The organism is Calothrix anomala FACHB-343, assembly GCF_014696435.1.
GTDB classification, from domain to species: domain Bacteria; phylum Cyanobacteriota; class Cyanobacteriia; order Cyanobacteriales; family Nostocaceae; genus Aulosira; species Aulosira anomala_A.
Genome location: NZ_JACJQG010000025.1, coordinates 23961 through 41468, shown reverse-complemented (window position 1 = coordinate 41468; position 17508 = coordinate 23961). Strand labels below are relative to the sequence as shown.

General features: G+C 42.3%; 15 protein-coding genes. 5 read left to right on the top strand and 10 right to left on the bottom strand.

Annotation, left to right across the window (positions count from 1 at the left end):
- Nucleotides 1-75: 75 nt before the first annotated feature.
- Both H6G08_RS15960 and H6G08_RS15955 read right to left on the bottom strand, forming a co-directional pair.
- Nucleotides 76-2787, bottom strand: a complete 2712-nt coding sequence (locus H6G08_RS15960; RefSeq protein ID WP_190544426.1) for a U32 family peptidase — start codon at nucleotides 2785-2787, stop codon at nucleotides 76-78.
- A 78-nt stretch (nucleotides 2788-2865) separates the two neighbouring features.
- A complete protein-coding gene (locus H6G08_RS15955; protein WP_190544423.1) occupies nucleotides 2866-4089 on the bottom strand; it encodes an RNA-guided endonuclease InsQ/TnpB family protein in 1224 nt (407 codons plus the stop codon).
- A gap of 392 nt (nucleotides 4090-4481) precedes the next feature.
- Here H6G08_RS15955 and H6G08_RS15950 point away from each other — a divergent pair, with 392 nt between their 5' ends.
- Complete coding sequence (locus H6G08_RS15950; protein WP_199322609.1) at nucleotides 4482-4619, top strand: type II toxin-antitoxin system TacA family antitoxin; 138 nt, start codon at nucleotides 4482-4484, stop codon at nucleotides 4617-4619.
- Between the two features lie 251 nt (nucleotides 4620-4870).
- Here H6G08_RS15950 and H6G08_RS15945 read toward each other — a convergent pair whose 3' ends face one another.
- From H6G08_RS15945 to H6G08_RS15935, 3 genes are all read right to left on the bottom strand, one after another.
- Nucleotides 4871-5491 carry a Uma2 family endonuclease gene (locus H6G08_RS15945; RefSeq protein ID WP_190544420.1) on the bottom strand — a complete coding sequence of 207 codons (621 nt, stop codon included), beginning with the start codon at nucleotides 5489-5491 and terminating at the stop codon, nucleotides 4871-4873.
- 57 nt (nucleotides 5492-5548) lie between these two features.
- Nucleotides 5549-6673, bottom strand: a complete 1125-nt coding sequence (locus H6G08_RS15940) for an aldo/keto reductase (protein WP_190544611.1) — start codon at nucleotides 6671-6673, stop codon at nucleotides 5549-5551.
- A 177-nt stretch (nucleotides 6674-6850) separates the two neighbouring features.
- A complete protein-coding gene (locus H6G08_RS15935; RefSeq protein WP_190544416.1) occupies nucleotides 6851-7348 on the bottom strand; it encodes a bifunctional nuclease family protein in 498 nt (165 codons plus the stop codon).
- A gap of 341 nt (nucleotides 7349-7689) precedes the next feature.
- On the opposite strand from H6G08_RS15935, the gene H6G08_RS15930 reads away from it, so the two are divergent.
- Nucleotides 7690-8370 carry a riboflavin synthase gene (locus tag H6G08_RS15930; protein ID WP_190544413.1) on the top strand — a complete coding sequence of 227 codons (681 nt, stop codon included), beginning with the start codon at nucleotides 7690-7692 and terminating at the stop codon, nucleotides 8368-8370.
- Between the two features lie 122 nt (nucleotides 8371-8492).
- On the opposite strand, the gene H6G08_RS15925 is transcribed toward H6G08_RS15930, so the two are convergent.
- Together H6G08_RS15925 and H6G08_RS15920 are read right to left on the bottom strand one after the other, a co-directional pair.
- Nucleotides 8493-10061, bottom strand: coding sequence for a peptidoglycan DD-metalloendopeptidase family protein (locus H6G08_RS15925; RefSeq protein WP_190544410.1), 1569 nt, complete (start codon nucleotides 10059-10061; stop codon nucleotides 8493-8495).
- 91 nt (nucleotides 10062-10152) lie between these two features.
- Nucleotides 10153-10965 carry a biotin--[acetyl-CoA-carboxylase] ligase gene (locus H6G08_RS15920; protein ID WP_190544407.1) on the bottom strand — a complete coding sequence of 271 codons (813 nt, stop codon included), beginning with the start codon at nucleotides 10963-10965 and terminating at the stop codon, nucleotides 10153-10155.
- Nucleotides 10966-11038: 73 nt separating this feature from the next.
- Here H6G08_RS15920 and pgeF point away from each other — a divergent pair, with 73 nt between their 5' ends.
- Complete coding sequence (gene pgeF, locus H6G08_RS15915; RefSeq protein WP_190544405.1) at nucleotides 11039-11839, top strand: peptidoglycan editing factor PgeF; 801 nt, start codon at nucleotides 11039-11041, stop codon at nucleotides 11837-11839.
- A 45-nt stretch (nucleotides 11840-11884) separates the two neighbouring features.
- Nucleotides 11885-12868 (top strand): alpha/beta hydrolase family protein, encoded by a 984-nt coding sequence (locus H6G08_RS15910; RefSeq protein ID WP_190544402.1) that lies wholly within the window; start codon nucleotides 11885-11887, stop codon nucleotides 12866-12868.
- A 22-nt stretch (nucleotides 12869-12890) separates the two neighbouring features.
- Here the strand turns inward: H6G08_RS15910 and H6G08_RS15905 are convergent, their stop codons facing one another.
- From H6G08_RS15905 to H6G08_RS15895, 3 genes are all read right to left on the bottom strand, one after another.
- On the bottom strand, nucleotides 12891-13526 hold the full coding sequence (locus H6G08_RS15905; RefSeq protein WP_190544399.1) for a type I restriction endonuclease: 636 nt from the start codon (nucleotides 13524-13526) through the stop codon (nucleotides 12891-12893).
- A gap of 47 nt (nucleotides 13527-13573) precedes the next feature.
- On the bottom strand, nucleotides 13574-14131 hold the full coding sequence (locus tag H6G08_RS15900) for a Uma2 family endonuclease (RefSeq protein ID WP_190544397.1): 558 nt from the start codon (nucleotides 14129-14131) through the stop codon (nucleotides 13574-13576).
- Nucleotides 14132-14271: 140 nt separating this feature from the next.
- Complete coding sequence (locus tag H6G08_RS15895) at nucleotides 14272-15807, bottom strand: hypothetical protein (RefSeq protein WP_190544394.1); 1536 nt, start codon at nucleotides 15805-15807, stop codon at nucleotides 14272-14274.
- A gap of 256 nt (nucleotides 15808-16063) precedes the next feature.
- Between H6G08_RS15895 and H6G08_RS15890 the strand changes: the two genes are divergently transcribed.
- Entirely contained in the window at nucleotides 16064-17461 is a 1398-nt protein-coding gene (locus H6G08_RS15890) for an amidase (RefSeq protein ID WP_190544391.1), read from the top strand.
- The last annotated feature ends 47 nt before the right edge of the window (nucleotides 17462-17508 follow it).

Below are 17508 nucleotides of genomic sequence, written 5' to 3'. Positions count from 1 at the left end.
CAAATGACCAATGACAAATGACCAATGACAATCTGTCAAATTCTGATTGCAAATCAGCCATTCACGAGAAAATCTCTAGCCCCTAGTCCCTAGCCCAGACACTCCCATCGGCCCGCGAGTTACACCTAGCTGATTTTGCAACTTTAATTCTCGCCAGAGTTGAGAACCTGTAATTTCACCTTGCAGTAGTTGTTGGTAGCAATGTATGGTTTTACTCACCTGCTCTGGTGTTTCATTGACAAACTCGATGCGAAATTGACGTACACCTAAGCTTATAAGGCGCTGTACGTATTCTGCTCCAGTTTGGGCTGTGCCGTTAAATACAGTATTGCGGCAACCGACATCTGCTTTAAGAACATGTTCGCTACCAACGCGATCGCGCAATTTCACTTCCTGTTTTTCACAGGGTCTGCCACAGTTAGTGTAATCTGTCCCGTTAGAAAGAAAAGCACAAAATACACAATGCTCCATATGGAACATCGGCATGTGTTGGTGGATTGTCACTTCCAAGCACTGGGGCGGACAACTAGTCAGCAAATCTTCGAGTTGACTAATATTTAAGTCGTAGGATGCGGTTAACCTTTCCAAACCATAACGCCCCTGAAAGTAGTCTGCGGTTAAAGCGTTAGCCACATTCAGAGAAAAATCACCAATACAGCGTTCTGCCGCAAAAAATTGTAGCTGATCGTAATTCCGCACCAAATACCCATCTGCATTACAATCACGCACCTGTTGCAAAATCCAATTTTCCCCAGGCTTAGTAATTCGCGGAGGTGCAACCCAAATAGAGGGGACGGTTGACTGTTGACGGTTGACTGTTGACTGTTGACTGTTGACGGTTGACGGTTGACTGTTGACGGTTGACTGTTGACGGTTGACGGTTGACTGTTGACGGTTGACTGTTGACTGTTGACTGTTGACTGTTGACTGTTGACTGCTTCCTTGTCGCACCATCTGCACTGCTTCCCGATAAAAACGGGGGTCTTCAAATTCACAGTACAGCGTAGTGATTCCAGCTTTAAGTGCGGCTTGGAGTTGCTTGAGGTTGCGGACTAAAACGATGAGTGAGGGGAAGGAAGATGGGGAATGATGGGGGGATGGGGGGAGTAAATCTTTGAAAGAAACATCAGAACGTAATTCCCAACGTTGGGGTTGACTGCGTAACTCTGATAATTGAGAGACGATATCGCGCCGCATTCTGTTTAACTCACTCACAGGTATCATTACTGCACCATTGAGGTGATTGGTGAGGTTTCCTAAACAGAAGGGAGTATTACCCAAACGACCAAATTGTTCTTGTAAACGTTCTGTAGTTAAGGGTTTGGTATGTGCTTCTACCAGGGATATTGTAGAGTCTACCTGGACTACATGACCTTGTTTATCGCGGGCGATCGCAGTTAATAATCCATCAAGTTCGCCATAAATCTCTAAATCAATGGGACGCTGAAATTGGGGATTTTCGCCCGCAAAACTTTGGCGTAGTTGCTTATCCAGTTCTGGATCGCTAGTTTTCCAAACACGATCGCCTACATGCACCCGCCGGAAATTTAAGTCACTGCGACCAAATGTCAGCAATGTCTCCCTTCCTTTCTGGGTAACTGCGTAAACGCGCCCGCCTTCTTCCTTCGCCTCTGGATGACCGCAATCAAAGACTATTCCATCCCCTGGTTTCACAGGCGCTTCTAATTTAATAGCTACCTGTTCGTTACTAATGCGAATCACTTCCCCCAAGTAAACCCCGCGCTTCTTCCCAAAGCGCCCATGTACCAATTCTTGATTGTTAATTCCCCCAAACCACCCTGTATAAATCCCACGAGAAAACGCCATTTCCAAGTTATACCGTTCCCGCTTATTCTCCTGTCCTCCTTGTCCCCCTTGTCCCCCTTGTCCCCCTTGTCCCCCTTGTCCTCCTTGTCCCCCTTCCCCCATCACCCGATCCAAAGCTTCCCGATAAACGCGAGTAACATTAGCAACATACTCTGGTGTTTTCAGCCGACCTTCAATTTTGAGAGAAGTTACCCCCGACTTCACCAACTTAGGGAGAACATCTAACCCGGCTAAGTCTTGGGGACTAAGAAGATATTTGCGATCGCCTAAATTAACACTTTCTCCATCAGCGATTAACTCGTAGGGCATTCTGCAAGCTTGGGCACATTCCCCCCGATTCGCAGAACGTCCACCTAACGCTTCACTCGTCAAGCATTGACCGGAATAAGCGACGCACAAAGCACCGTGAACAAAGACTTCTAAAGGCAATGAAGCGTCATTTTGCTGGATTTGCTGCTGAATTTTGTTGATTTCCTTGAGAGAACATTCACGTGCTAACACCACCAAATGACAGCCGAGAGATTTAGCAAAATCCACCCCAGCCGCGCTAGTGATAGTCATCTGCGTAGAAGCATGGATAGGAAAATCAGGGGATAGGTGACGAATCAGACGACATAAACCGACATCTTGCACAATGACTGCATCCACACCAGCAGCAATAATTGAACGTAAATATTGCTCTATTTCTGGTAGTTCCTGGGGAAAAATTAGTGTATTAACTGTGACATATCCCTTCACACCCCGCAGGTGAAGAAAAGCCATTAATTGAGGTAAATCCGCCTCAGTAAAATTTTCCGCCCGCATTCTGGCGTTGAACCGATCCAAGCCAAAGTAAATTGCATCTGCTCCATTTTCCACAGCAGCTTTGGCGCATTCCCAGTTACCTGCTGGTGCGAGTAGTTCCGGACGTTGAAGGGTGAGTGAGTTGGGTTGAGGAGTGAGAGGGCGATCGCTTTTCATCAGGCTAGGAAAGGTTTAAGTAGCACCATATTGACATACTCCCCAGCCTAAAGGCGTGGGGATTCTTGACACATCATTTCAACTTGCTACCGAAGTAGTCTTATGGTCGATCCGTGTCCGTTTAGAGTCGTGGCAATGCCCTATCCCGACTTTGTTTATATTTTTTGCCGCATTTTCGTCTCTGTCGTGTTCAGTGTTGCAGTTTAAGCACAGTACTGAGCGAACAGATAAATCAATCTTGCCCCACCTATACCCACAACAAGAACAAGTTTGGCTAGTGGGTTCCCATCTACTAATTACTCTGAAGTCCCGATTAAGCTTTTCAGATTTAGCCTCACAAAATACCCGAAATTCCCGCCAACCTTGCAAGCTAATCGCTCTTGCTAACTTGCGGTTTTTAACCATCCCTGACACATTTAAATCTTCCAAAATAATAGCTTGGTTTTCACTAACTACTTTGGTTGAGAGTTTGTGCAAGAAGTCTTTACGGGTATCTGCAATTTGGTTGTGTTGCTTGGCAATTCTTAAGCGAGTAATTTCACGACGCTTAGAACCTTTCTGTTGCCTCGCTAGCTTGCGTTGTAGTTTACGAACTTTGCGGTCTTTGTTTGAGTAATTAGGGCTAACTGCTTTCTCCCCATTGCTCATAACCGCAAAAGTTTTGATTCCCAAGTCAATACCAATGCTTTGGTTTTTAGCTGACGCTCGTACCTCGCTACCGCTGGCGCTAACAGATTGAATAGGCTCTATCTCTACAACAAAACTGAGAAAATAGCGATTAGCACAATCCTTGATAACAGTTACACTGCTTGGCGCAGACGGCAACTGTCTTGACTTTAGAGGCTTAACATTGCCAATTTTGGCTAGATATATTTCATCTCCTTTGATTGAAAAACTGTTTAGAGTGAATCTTGCAGACTGCTTGCTTGTCTTCCTCTTAAATCGCGGAGTTCCTACTTTTTTGAGGCAGCGCGTTGCGGGGGTTCCCCCCGTTGTAGCGACTGCCGTGCCTTTTCGTTTACCCTTGAGCGAATCAAAAAAGTTTTTATAAGCAACTCCTAGATCGGCTACTGACTGCTGTAATGGAGTTACTGAAACATCAGACAACCATGAGCGTTCATCAGTCTTTTTGGCTTGCGTAATTACAAGCTTTTGTAATTCGCTATTCTTGGGAAGTTTTTCGGATTGTTTGCAAATAGCCAGCGCGTCATTCCAAGCTACACGCACGCAGCCAAACAACTTGGCTAAAAGCTGTTGTTGTTGGTCTGTTGGGTAGAAGCGGAATTGATATCTGGCTTTCATCGCTTTTGTTGAAATCTGTTATAATTATATATCATTTTGATATATAAAACAATGGATAAAAGCGTGTTTTTCCGGTTAACACAAGAGGAGTTGACACACCTTGAGGATTACTGCCAAGCAACCAAAAGAACAAAGTCCGACGTGCTTAGAGAATTAGTTCGGAAGTTGAAGATCAATAAAAAGCCGTCCTAGAAGGACGAGGCTTCAGACCCATTATCTTGGTGATTTTATCGAAGTTAGATAGGGATTGTGGGGTAAAAAGTGCGATCGTTATCTAATCCATCACAATTTAATTTTTCATTAGAGAAGATAAAAACACGATGTGATGCTCAAAATAAATACTGTGTATACAGTGTTAACTAAGATAAATACGCTGAATCTATAAATTAACTATGTTAAAAGAATCTAAAGGTTTAGTGTTAAGCGATCGTGACAGAGATTTGTTTATGTCAGTAATGCAAAATCCGCCAGTACTGAAAGGAAAACTTAAATCTGCTATTCAAAAATATAGAGAGAAGTACGACAAGTGATTTAAACTTCCTGAAACAAGCAAGAAAATTGCCTACACTATTAAACATGAATTGAGTTGAGATACAGCATATTTCAGGTAAATGATGTACCCGTTTCAGGGCATGGCAGTGCCAGTGCCCCTACAATTAACGATAATCTGTACCTCATCAACTGGCAATCTGCTGTACATTACCAAAACTTCTTAATTCTCAAATTAAAAAAGAAAGTAATTAACTATTTTCGAGAGGTAAAGCAATCTGTCGCTTTTATCTCATCCCTCTATAATCTCCATATCAGTGCTTTCACCTTCTGACTCTCGAAGCTCAAATCGTACTTTGTTATATAAATCTTGCAAGGAAATTTCAAAAGGTACGGTTACAAGTGATATTGCTTCATCTTCTTCATCATATTCTCGCAGCGCCCATTGTTTCTTACCCGTCTTAGAAAATTGTTCTACGTAAATCCGGTTTTGGTCGATTAATAAATATTCTTTAAAAGTGGGAATTGTTCGGTAAGCCTCAAATTTATCATGATAATCGTAGGCTTTGGTTGATTTTGATAATACTTCAATAATTACCTGTGGATTGAGGATTATATCTGTACGCTTGTGATAGCAATCTACATTACCCGCCACAATTATGACATCGGGATAAGTGTAAATTCTTTTTTTAGGTATACACAACCGCATCTGAAAAAAGAAAACTTGGTAATTTAGTTTTTTAAATGCAAAATTTAACGCAGCCGCAAAATTTCCCCCAATGTAATTATGATTGATGGATTCATGTGCCATTGGAATTATTTGCCCATCAAGATATTCGCTTTTGTAGTCAGCAGCTTCCTCTAACTCTAAATATTCCTCTGGGGTGTAGTATCGCTGTTGTGTGACTGGCATAATTTTTGGGAATAGCGATCGCATTTAACATTGCATGTAACGAACAGTCTAACGCGGTTAACCCCACAATCTCCTGCCAGCTTTGCCATTTAATCTCTCATGGCTATCTTCCAACAAAGCGGGAATATCTAAATTTTCCGGACATCTGGGTAAACAATCTCCACATTCTGTACAACGGTTCGCTTTCATTCCAGGGAACCAATGACCGGCATTTTCAAACATGCCATAGCGATATTTAGCATAATCTGTCATGTCATAGGCTACTGCTAAATTTCGTAATCGCAATACCTCAGGAATATTAATATTTTCAGGGCAAGGTAAACAAGCATAGCACTGGCTACACTTCTCGGTTCCTAAAGCAATTTGCTGTTGATTTGCTAACCGTTCAAAAGCTGCTATTTCTGCTGCTGTTAATTCATCAATATTGTCAGCAACTTGCAAAGGTGCAATTAATTCTTCTGGGTTGGTTGGCCCTACACTTAAAGTGGTAATACGGCAATCGCTCAATAAAAACCGATAATTTAACTCTAAGGGTGAAAATGGTGCGCACAAATCTTTCAAAGTTTGGGGTGGTGTATACAGTCTTCCCCCTTTATCTGCTGGAGAAATGATAAAAATCCCTATATCTTTCTCAGCAGCTAATTGAATTGCTGGTGCGTGGCGTTGAAAAAAATAGTAATAATGCAGATTGACAAATTCAAATAAATCTGTATTTATTGCCGCTTGAATTAGATCTAACGCTCCGTGAGTAGAAAACCCCACATGTCGCACCTTACCATCCGCGATCGCTTCCTGTACAGCTTGGATACAACCAGCTTGCACTAATTCGAGATGTTCCCAAGTATTTAAACCATGAATTCCCAAACAATCGAGATAATCTAGGTGCAATTTTTCTAGAGATTCATCAATATAGCGACGCATCGTATCAGCATCGACTGTCGGCGGAATTTTGGTAGTGATATAAAGTTGGGAACGGGGTACAGACAACCCAGCTTGGAGTGCTTTACCAAAAAACTCCTCACTTTTGCCGTAACCTCTAGCTGTTTCAATATGATTAATACCTAACGCCAAGGCTTTTTCAATGGTTTGATATGCATTTTCAGCATTAGCTAAATAGCGCATTGTTCCCAGAGAAAAAACAGACAAATTTAAATTAGTTTTGCCAAAGCGTCGATATTGCATATATTTTGTCATTAGTCATTAGTCATTAGTCATTTGTTTTTTGCCCAATGCCCAATGCCCAATGCCCTAAAAGAAGAAAAAATAAAGAAATTGTGTGCTTTTCTTTACTTCTTCTTCCTAGTTGTTTATTGTTGAGTTTGTTTATTGTTTTTGATTGAGCAATTAACACTGAACTTTCTAACTTTCACCGTTACCAAAGCGTTTGATCAAATCTTCAGGACGGAGATTTGAGACAAATTCGCGGAAGGCTTGTTGTTCTGCTTCATCGGCGTCACGATCTACGGGGATAGAAGCATCAGCAATGACTTCTTCCATTACCCAAATGGGGGTATTTGTACGCAAAGCAATGGCGATCGCATCGCTAGGACGGGAATCGATTTCTTTTGTGGTCTCGCCTTGCTTGACTACTAATGCTGCATAAAATGTATCCTTTTGCAAGGAATGAATAATTACTTTTTCTAGAGTCAAATTCCAGGTTTCGAGAATATTTACAATTAAATCGTGAGTTAAAGGCCGTGGAGGCTTTTGGCTCTCAATTGCTCCCGCGATCGCTCTCGCCTGTTCTTGACCAATGTAAATTGGTAAAGCCCGGCGATCGGATGAATCTTTGAGAAGTACAATTGGGCTGCGGGTTATGGCATCTAATGCTATGCCAGCGACTCTCATTTCAATCATTGGCGCTTGCCTCTACGCTCCTTGGAGTACTTGGTTAGGAAGTAACAAATAATACCCTTGATGGGTTAAGTCCGGCACAGAAATAAACATAGGCATTTGTTCTCTATAATTGCTGATATTGAACTTGAACTTGATGTGAACACCAGATTAAGTCAAAGTGGTCTACTTAGACAATATCCTGATTACCCAAGTATGCCTTGTTCAGGATGTTAATGTGATAATATCCCTATCTTAAATAAAGTCAGAAAATATACTTTGATTTTGCAACATTTATGGAGGGAATGACGAGGAGATTTTAGGCAAAATTAGGCAATAAATAGATTTACTTTGGCGAACAAGCTGTGTTTACAGGACTAATCCAAGCTTTAGGAACCATGAAACCCTTAGGGGGAGATTCTTGGCAAATCACTTGTGTAAGTCAGTCATCTGATTTAATTATGCAGGATCTGGCTTATGGCGATAGTATTGCTGTTGATGGTGTTTGTCTAACCGTAGAAGAAGTTTTAAAGGACGGTTTTATTGCCACTGCATCACCAGAAACTTTACGCCGCACCACATTGGGACAAGAGGACACACCACAAAAATATGTTAACCTCGAAGCTTCGTTACGGGTAGGGAGTAAAGTTGGCGGTCATTTTGTCATGGGTCATGTAGATGGCGTAGGTTGGTTAATATCAGCAGAACAAACAGCTACTTCTTGGGAAATGACCTTTAAAGCATCTGAGGCGATCGCTCGGTACATTGTGCCCAAAGGTAGTATTGCTGTCAATGGCATTAGCCTCACAGTAGCCGCCTACGAACCAGAACTGTGCCAATTTACAGTGGCGGTAATTCCCCTCACCTACGCCGACACCAATCTCCGTTATTTAGTATCTGGGAGTTTGGTAAATCTTGAAGGAGATATTCTCGGCAAATATGTCGAGAAATTCCTTTATTCTGGCAAACCAAATCCCAATTCTCAAGAAGATTCTCATTCTGAAGGAATTACACCAGGATTCCTGGCAGAACATGGATATATTTAGGGGGGCATAGGGCATGGGGCATAAAAAGTCAAAAGTCAAAAGTCAAAAGTCAAAAATATTTCTGAATTTTGAATTTTGAATTTTGAATTTTGAATTGATTTTGTCCCCCTTCCCTAGCCCCTCTACGAACCAGGCTGCTTATCCAGCTGCGCTGTCTGCAGGCTGCGGAGCAAGTTGCTCAAGCCAGTTTCTAAGTATACGCCTGGGTTAGTTGCTACCCAACCATTGGGTGATAGGTGGCGGACTTCAAAGTGCAAGTGGGGGCCTGTAGAGTTACCAGTGCTACCAACTTGACCAATGACAGTTCCCGCTTCCACAAACTGACCGGGACGCACAAATATTTGTGACATGTGACCGTAGAGAGTTTGCTGGGCTGAACTGTGGTTGATGGTGACGGCTAAACCATAGCCACCCATCCAGTTAGCAGATTCTACTTGACCGCTAGCAGCAGCTAGGATTGGTGTACCTGTGGGTGCGCCGATATCTGTACCAGCGTGGAAACGGCGATCGCCTGTGATCGGGTGAATCCGCCAGCCAAATAATGAGGTAATTGGTGCTGGAATAGATAGGGGGAACATCATTCCCTGACCGCTATAAGCAACTCTACCTGCATAAGGAATTTGCGGTAAGGTGGATGATAATGGAAAGTCGTAAGCAACTGTGCTAGGCCGGGGTGCAAAGTTACCGTCAGCCATTGGTGCTGATAAACTACCTGCACTGGGAGCGATTGGCGTTGCACTGACTGTGGTTGTATTCGCAAAATAACCAGGGCTAGGAATAAAGCGATTGGGGTTATAGTCGCTCTTACCTACGCTAGAAGCAATCCGATTTGCAACATTATTCGTAGGAGTTGGCAGATTACGCCATCTGCGACTGCTACCAGTAGCGGCGATTGGTCTAACAACGTTGGTGTTGCCTAAATTCGCAGTTTGGCTTCTTCGCAACCAACTGGGCGGGGTTTTGCTATTTCCATCAGCTACAGTCTGGCTACTGGGTGCTTTGCCACAAAGACTATCTGATATAGCTTGTCCTGTGGGTAAAGTCGCTTTACAGCCACTAGAGCGTTCGGTAATGATGACAGAATTAGGCGCTTGATAAGTGCCGCCAACTTTGTAATCAGTGGGGTCAATATAAGCGTTGTTGTAATCTTCCTTGGGTTTTACTTCCGTGCTACCCACTGGGCTTTTGGTAGTTTGGGGTGGTTGAGCAACTTCGGGAAGTTTCTCAGGTACAGTGCGTGGCGTTGGTGCAGGTTTTTCTTGATTGACTCTGGCTGGCGCTACCTGAGAAGTTTCTGCTTGTGGTTTAGCCTGTCTGATTACAACAGGTTCAGTCGCTTCTGTTTTCGTTGGTTGCGCCTGTCTAACTGGTTGTGGAGATTGGGAGACAGTCCCCCGTTGTAATCTCTTTTTCAGTCTGGCACGTCGTTCTGAAAATTCTACTTGGGGACGAGTTACCTCTGAATTTACAGTATCTTTTTTAACTGGAATTTTAACTGGGGTAGTCGGTTGAGAATTTTCAATAGTAGGAACGATGTTGTCTATAGAAGTTTCCGTTTGCGCTAGCACCAAACTATTACCCAGAAGGCTAAAGCTACTCAGCCAGCAGAGGCCCTGTGCTGGTAGCGTGGAAGCAAAGCGTTTTGTTGTCACTAGCAAACGTTTATGGGCAGAGTTATGTGGCTGCGTCATTTGTTCTCTCAAATTTTTGCTAAATAATCTAAACAGAATGATGCCGGTGGTTTGTCTTGCCCAAAGAGCGAAATTTTAAACAAACCTTAAATTAAACCGAAGATTTTTGGTAACCCAAACTGATTGTACCGGGTTGAATGTAAATTTCTGGTAGAATTGTTTCCTTTGTATTATAAGTTTCTAGATTAACTCGTAAATTACCCTGAGGTGTCACCCCAACTATTGTGCCTACGTGGTCGTTAACTTGGATGCGATCGCCCATATTCGTCAGTAAATCTAGATAGCGAGATAAGAGTACGTTTACTCCTTCTTCAAAAAGGCACTGAATACCGGATTCTATCCCTAATAAAACTTGAGCAGTTAACATTTCTAAACAAGCAATCGGTTTTACAAGCTGGGAGGCTTGCCATGATTCTACGTTGATTCCGGTGTCTGGCACTGGATTTGCCCAGTTAATTCCTACACCGATGACTGCTTGGGTGATTTTTCCCTGATTAACTTTAGTCTCCGTTAAAATACCACCTAACTTCCGACTGTCTAAAACTAAATCGTTAGGCCATTTAATTCCGACGTTGATACCGCAGTTACGCAATTGTGCTGCAATCCCCCAAGCAGTAGCAAAGGTGAGTTGGTAACTGTCTGTCGCTGCTATTTTGGGGTGAATAGCTACGGAAACATATAATCCCCCATCTGCTGAAATCCACTGGCGACCCCATTGTCCGCGCCCAGCCGTTTGCTGAGTCGCAATCACTACGCATCCTGGTTCCGCCCCCTGTGCTAGCAAGTTCCAGAGGGTTTGATTTGTTGAAGCTACACTATCAAAAATATGCAAAGAAAATGGTAAATATGAATACTGCCGCCCTGAATCCAAGGCTGCTGTCAAAGTTTGCAAATCAAATCCCACGCAGTTAACCTAAATCCCGTTCTACAAGTTAGCATTAATTGGCTGATGTTTTTCTGTTTAGGTTTGGTTTAAGATGCACGCTTGGCACTGGCGCAATTGGCAAGGAATGCCCTACCTTACTTGTAGTCTCCTGGAACCTTGGTCACACGGCTTTTTTACCCATCCATTTTGGCCGCGATCGCCCCAAGAGTTAACACAGGTGCTACAACCAGAGGCATCAGTTTATCGCTTGAAACAGGTTCATGGCAATACTGTACTCACCCCACAGGAAGTTGAAACGAAGTTAACTACAGGTGGGGATGATGTAGATGGGGAAGGTGAATCTGCTTTAGCTTCTGCAGATGGTTTAATTAGCGAGAAAGCTTTGCAAGCTGTGTGGGTAGCCAGCGCTGATTGTACGCCTGTGTTGATTGGCGATCTCAAAACCGGACAGGTAGCCGCAATTCACGCAGGTTGGCGGGGAACGGCGAAAAAAATTGTCCCCCAAGCGATCGCCCGTTTACAAGCCCAAGGTAGCAAACTAGAAGATTTGCGGATTGCAATGGGGCCTGCGATCGCTGGTGAGGTTTACCAAGTCTCTGTGGAAGTAGCGGCAGAAGTTGGGGGTAGTATTATATCACATGAAGACGCAAATGCAATAGTTGATGCTTTGCACGAACTGCCTAATTCTCCCTTAATTGCTGATGATGAGGCTGGTAAAGTTAAATTAGATGTGCGGCGGGTAAATACTTTACAAATCGAAAGCTTGGGAATTAGCGGCGAACAAATTGCGATCGCACCTTATTGTACCTATCAAACACCAGAGCATTTCTTTTCTTACCGCCGAGAACAACAGAAAAAAGTTCAGTGGTCAGGAATTGTGAGTTTTGAGTAGTTTTAGCTGGGGTAAAATTGGATTGAACTTCAGTATCAGCAGACCGTGAACGTTAAAGCAATTTTCCAAGCTGCTACAGTTGAAGATGCATCTCCCCCTTACAACAATATTCACCTGAAGGTTTTCTACCCAGCGCAGATGTCAGGTAGCGAGCTAGAACAGAATCGCGGTACTGTTGCGGCTGATTCCCAACGTTCTCCCTTGAAAGTAGTAATTCTGTTCAACGGTTTTAACTGTGGCCCTGAACAGTATCAATGGCTGGCTATTAAATTAGCAGCACATGGACTTGTTGTTGTAACGTTTTCTTGGATTGCGGAAAATTTCCCTGGAATGGTGGCTTTAACTCCAGGTGTTGATATTAAAATGATGGCTCCTAGTATGTATGGTAAAGCTCCAACAGCCTCCGCTTTACCAACACTGCTGCAGGCGTTAGAGCGTTTACAAGCCGAAGGGGTTTTAGCTGGCTTGCTCGACTTAGAACATATCATTCTGGGCGGGCATTCTGCTGGCGGTAAAGTTGCCATTGAAAGTGCAAAGCCGGAGTTTTGCTCACAAGTGGTAGCTGCTTTTGCTTATGGTGCGCATACAGCCGCAGGTGAAGCACTAGGGTATGCGTCTGGCACAATTTTACCTTTACCCGATTCTTTACCCCTACTACTAATTGGTGGTACCTGTGATGGCGTAATTGCTAACAGTAGCCATCGCTATGGCGTAACTTGGGAACAACCAACAACTCCGATTATACGTACATTCCAGGAAGCGATCGCAGGCGGTAGAGGTGATAGTTATCTCCTGCTGCTAGAAGGAGCTAACCATTTTTCTTTTAGCTACCCTTTTGATTCCACCACAGCTAGACCATTTCTCGATTTTCCAGCTACCCAGCCAGAAGAACAACTGCGAAATTTGATTGCAGAAATAATAAAGTTATTTATCGATGCTCATGTTTTTTCTCAAGCAACAGCAATCGCTGCTCTCAATCAAATGTTATTAGCTAAAAATTCTTTGATTGCAACCTTTGAGCGCAAGTAGTTTGTAATTTGAAGCAGATAAATCAAAGTGCGATCGCGTGAGTGATTCGCTTGAGAATTTGGAGAATTGCATACAGTTCTCTATTAGAAGTAAATAAAGCAAATACCCGCGACAAATCATATTGTGGCGTAGGGTTTTGCGTTAATTTAATAAATAAAACATCATCTCCATTAGTCACCATTGCAAACACAGGTTTATTGGGGTGGTGATTAGCCATGAGATAAGCTAGTGCTTGCGGTATAGCTGACCAAGCCGAAAGCGTAGTTTTTTTGGACTCTAATACCAATACCCAAAACTGATTTTGCAGCACCAAAACATCAATTCTTCCCCGCAATATTTCCTCCCCATCATTCAGCACCAATTCTACAGATGCTTCAGCCTGAATCTTAAAAGGTGGGTCGTAAAAACCTGCTAATGCTAATAAGGGGGACACTACCAATAACATGACTGTCCCTTCTAATAAATCACCTTCACCACGATGATAAAGATATCTACGGCGCAACACATCCAGAGAAGCTTTTTCAGATTCAGTAATTTCTGGTAATTCTGTAAACCATTCCGTAAAAAATTCCTCAGATTCATTCCGAGTTACATTAAATCGAATTTCCGCATCTTTTAGGGTGGTAATTGCTTCTGTAATTGCTGTTGTTTGCGGCATAGATTTTTACATAACTAAAGTGCTAACGATGAAATTTTAAATTTAAATTAGGGAAGAAATAATTCTGAAAATGGTATGGTAATTTCGCCAAAAGCTAATGGTGCTATAACTGCATCTTCAGCTAAAATAACTATATCTTGATAGCCTGATTCTGTTGGCTGACGCAAAATATAAACTTGGCGTTCAATAACATCTAAAATCCAGTAATCTGCGATATTCGCTTTAGCATAAATCAGAGATTTTTCATTAAAATCAATGTCAAAAGTGCTATAAGAAACTTCAATTAACAGTAATATTTCTGAGGATGTCGGGTGATGATCGCCATAGGCTGCTGGATCGATAGAGACTACGGCGATATCTGGTTCTGGTTCGGAAGTCGCCAAAGTAATAGGTAGCTGCATTCTTACATGAGCTTTTCCCATTAGTTGGGCTTTAAAATAATCACATGCTCGCTGGGTTGTACCCGCATGGGGTGGTTTTTGTGGACTCATTTGAATTATCCGACCATCTAAGAGTTCAACGCGATCGTTAGCATTCAGAATACCAGCATCAATCATCCGATGATACTCTTCCACCGTCCACAGGCGATTTTGAGTAGCGGTCATGGTTATGACTCCCTATATTCAAGACTACTGTTTTCTATTGTCTCTTATTTGTTATTAGTCAACAGTCAACAGTCAACAGTCAACAGTCAACAGTCAACAATCCTAAATTTTGAATTTTGAATTTTGAATTTTGAATTGGTTCATTCTCCCTTAATTTCCTGATAGTTCTGTTGATAAGTAGCTAACTTCTCTTGCACTTGTGGCGACACAAACGTACCTTCAGGAATCGCTTTTAATAAATTTATTGCTTCCTGTAATTTCTCCTTAGCTTGCGTCATAATTACTGCTTCTTTAGGCGCATTTTTGATGATAAAAGCCGCTTCTTGAGCTAATTTATCGGCAGTTTCTAATTTTGAGGCTGCATTTTTCTCTAGGTTTACTCTTTTGCTAATCGTCGTATAGTTACCCCGATATGTAGCTAATTGAGTTTGAACTTTATTAGAAACAGATGTACCTTGAGGCGAAGATTCTAGCAATTTGACGGCTTGTTGCCATTTATCTTGTGCTTGTTGCCAATCTTTGAGCGGTAAGGGAGTTTTTTGCACTAAAACTGCTGCTTCCATACCCAGCTTTTGAGCAGATTTTAAATTAGATACAGAAGTCTTTTCCTGTTTAAGCTTTTGCTCTTGTTGGATATGCATAATATAATTTGTTGCTGTCCAAGTGCTAAAGCCTAATACCAATACACTTACACCCACAGCGAAAAATTTCTGTGTTCTGTTGTCAGCGATTAATTGTTTTAATCCTGCTATTGTTGGATGTTTTGGTAGATTATTTAAGGCTATTTCTGCCTGCTCTAATAAAATCTTTGTATCTACAATTAAATTGTGAATTTTTTCTTGAAATAATTCACACTCATAAATAATATCGGCTAATGCTTGGCAATTACCACCGCTAGAGATGATGAATCCATATTCATCGTCAAACCACTCTAGTTCTAAGCCAGAATTACCGCAAAAGGCTGATAAATTGAGTAGTATTAATAAAATATTTTGCGTATTTTTAATATTTTCAAATACTTCTGTAGATTTTTGCTGTAGTTGCAATAATTCTTCTTGAGAATTAACAATTTGCTGATGTTGCTGCTGTAAAACTCTAGATTTACCATAAGCTAAGTCTATTTGCAGCTTGGCTTCGAGTTTTTGGAATTGGCTGGATAAGCTAGGATAGTTAATATTACTACTAAGTTGGTTAATAAATTGGGCATTACTTAAAATATCTTCAGAAATTGTCTGTAGTAATTCTCCCCATTCTAACCAACGGCTAATTTTTGCTTCTAAATCGTTGAAAGATAGCTTATTAGCACCAGTACCAAATTTTTCGGCGATGAATTTTTCGCCAGTTGTGAGTAAAGGTGCAACGAAACAACTATCAGAACTTAATAGAGAATTTTCTGTACTTCCAGCAGCTGCGCTACCTACTGAACTATTAATTTTTGCAACAGCTAATTCTTCTGCGATCGCACTTTTTAAATTGCGCAGTTTTTCTTGAATAAAATTTAGCCGGATAATTTCTTGCTTAATCGCATGAGAATCACCAATAGTGAGCTTAAGACTCTCAACAAGTTTTGTCAATTCATGTAGCAGCTTTTCCAGATTCGCCATAAATACCCCTTGGGGATGGGTTGAAAGATTATGCCAAACAATTAAAATGACTGTGCGGCTTGGCGATCGCAATTTTGGATTTGAGATTTGAGATTTTAGATGGGGGATTTGAGAGATGTGGGATGTAAAATCTCTGGAATTACCAAAATCTCAAACCAGGCTATTTCCGCATGTGGTATTACAAAAAAACCACGCCTGTTGCAGCTGAGTATCCTCGTTGATGAAAAAATCTCAGGAACTGTAAAGATATAGTTCCCAAAAATCCTGTTAAAGTAACAACTTAAGTTAGAATTTTGCAGAAATTTTGCAACTACCTCGTAGTTAACGCATGAATGAAACTGATTTAGCTTTTACTCCCGCATTAGATTTGGCGCAATTAATCCGTCGCCGGGAAATTTCGCCTGTAGAATTGGTAAATATTTATTTAGCAAGAATTGAGCGATTAAATCCGCAATTAGGAAGTTATTTTACAGTGACGGCAGATTTAGCGATCGCAGATGCAAAAGCCAAAACTGAATTTCTCGCCACTAATTCCCAACTCCCGCCATTTTTTGGCGTACCGATTTCTATCAAAGATTTAAACGCTGTCGCAGGTGTCCCCTGTACTTACGGCAATCCGGCATTAATTAACAATATCCTCAACTATGATGATGGGGTAGTAACGCGAATTAAACAAGCTGGGTTTGTGATTTTAGGTAAAACCGCCACCTCAGAGTTAGGTTCTTTTCCTTACAGTGAACCTGCGGGTTTTCCTCCGGCGAGAAATCCTTGGAATTTAGATTACACCCCGGGCGGTTCTAGTGGTGGTGCTGCCGCAGCCGTCGCCGCAGGGTTGTGCGCGATCGCCCAAGGTTCCGATGGGGGTGGTTCCATTCGGGGGCCTGCGGCTTGTTGTGGTGTGGTAGGTATCAAACCATCACGGGGAAGGGTGACAAACGCGCCTGTAGGCGATCGCTTGGCGGGAATTGCCACTAATGGCCCCCTTGCCCGTACTGTTGCGGATGCAGCAGCACTTTTAGATACTATATCAGGTTATTTCCTGGGCGATCCTTATTGGTTACCAGAACCACAGTCATCTTTTCTCGCGGCGACAGAAAAACCACTAGGGGAATTACAGATTGCTTACACCACTATCATTCCGCCTCTAGGTACAGCAGATGCTAACTGCGAGCAAGGCGTATTGCAAACTGTTAAGTTATTAGAACAGCTGGGGCATAAAATAGAACAAAAATCCCCAGATTTTAGCGGCTTAATCGAACCATTTCAAATTGTGTGGCAAGCTGGAGTCGGTGCGGCGGGAATTCCTGCGCCAGCATTACAACCATTCAACCAATTTTTGTTAGCGCGATCGGGTTCGGCGGCAGAATATTTAAAAGCTGTGGCGCAAATGCAGATGGTATCGCGGCAAATCATCGGGTTTTTTCATAACGTGGATGTGTTGGTACTTCCAGTATATTTACATATACCAATTAAAGTGGGAGAATGGGCGGATTTAAGTCCAGAAGAGACATTCCAAAATATTATTAACTGGATTGCACCATGCCCAGTAGCAAATGCGACAGGACAACCCGCGATCGCCATTCCTGTCGGCTTTGATAGTAACGGCGTACCCATTAGCGTACAGTTAATTGGTAAACCTGGTGGGGAAGAAACACTCATCAGTCTAGCCGCACAATTAGAAGCTGCTAACCCTTGGTTACAGCATCGCCCAGGGATGGCGGTGTAATTTTATGCCAGCCTCATAACAACAAATCTCAGAAATTACCTTGTTTG